At 69.4% G+C, this 1,145-nt stretch carries 1 protein-coding gene and 1 pseudogene; both read left to right on the top strand.

What is annotated here, in order from left to right:
- Positions 1 to 603, top strand: a pseudogene (locus D7231_RS36820) (hypothetical protein); the annotation flags it as partial.
- Positions 604 to 750: 147 nt separating this feature from the next.
- Positions 751 to 1,011 carry a hypothetical protein gene (locus D7231_RS35325; protein ID WP_120760481.1) on the top strand — a complete coding sequence of 87 codons (261 nt, stop codon included), beginning with the start codon at positions 751 to 753 and terminating at the stop codon, positions 1,009 to 1,011.
- Positions 1,012 to 1,145: the final 134 nt, after the last annotated feature.

Below are 1,145 nucleotides of genomic sequence, written 5' to 3'. Positions count from 1 at the left end.
CGCCCCCGGCACCCCTCGCACCCGAAGGAGAGCCCGCAGACCGGAAGCAGCCTGCACGACGCCCTGATCAAGAAGCTCACCGGCCGCGTGAAGGGGGCGGCCGACAGGGAGTCGGGCAAGTCCCTGTCCGATCGGCTGGCCTGGCTGGAGAAGAAGCACAAGGACGACGAGAAGGCCGCCGCGCAGGACGCCGGAGTCAGCCTGCGGACCTGGCGCCGCTGGAAGGAGGGGAAGGCGACGCCGTCGCGGCGCTCGCTGAAGAAACTCGACCAGGCGACGCGGGCCGCGCTCATCCCGGCCGGGCGGCGACGCCGGATCAGCCTGTCCACCCGGGCCGGGCGCATCTTCGACCGCCGGCCGAAGGGCGGGTTCACCATCACGGCCTGGATCACGGTCTCCAGTGACGACCGGCCCCGGACCCTCGCCCTGGGCAGCCACCTGAGCGAAGGACGGCTGGACAAGGTCGTCCAGGCGTACATCAACGAGGGCGAGGAAGGCGCCGTGCGCGAGCTGGAGGACGCGATCCGCGAGTACATGGGGGGCTACCAGGGACACCTGGAGATCTCGAACGTGAGCAACATCGACTTCGGCCCCATCGGCTGATCGCCGTCCCCCGGCATGCAGTGGGGCACGGAACGCAGTAAGTTCCGTGCCCCCCTACCAGTGGATATCGCAGCCACCCCTTGCACCACTGTACGGAAGTCCGTACAGTGGTGCCGTACGAAATCCCGTACAGAGAGAGGACTCCCGATGGACATCCGCAAGGCCCTCGGCCTCGCCAGGAACAGCACCATCCCCCCCGCCCCGGACCCGGCCGTCGCGGAGCTGGGTCGCGACTACGCCATCGCGCGACGGCACAAAGACCGCAAGGCGATGACCCGGATCATGCGCACCGTGAAGAAGGAGCACGGCGGGCTGACCGGCACCACGAAGGCATCGTTCGAGGCGGGCCAGGAGTCCTACGACTCCATCCCCGCCATCACCCAGCCCAAGCGACGCCGCCGCCGCTGACCTACCTCCGTGGGGCACGCCCCGCAGTGCCCTCCGTACCCACCTACCTGCACCGACCGCAGAGGAGCCACCATCATGGACACCGCCATCGCCGTACTCGGCACCCTGGCGGGCACCGGCCTGGCCAGCATCAC

Source organism: Streptomyces klenkii, assembly GCF_003626645.1.
In the GTDB taxonomy this organism is placed as follows: Bacteria; Actinomycetota; Actinomycetes; order Streptomycetales; family Streptomycetaceae; genus Streptomyces; species Streptomyces klenkii.
Note: the sequence above shows the minus strand (reverse complement) of the source record. Positions and strands in the feature narration are given on the sequence as shown.

What these genes read in the sequence shown, in the direction of transcription:
- D7231_RS35325 (WP_120760481.1), top strand. Translation starts at nt 751, where the DNA reads ATGGACATCCGCAAGGCCCTCGGCCTCGCCAGGAACAGCACCATCCCC.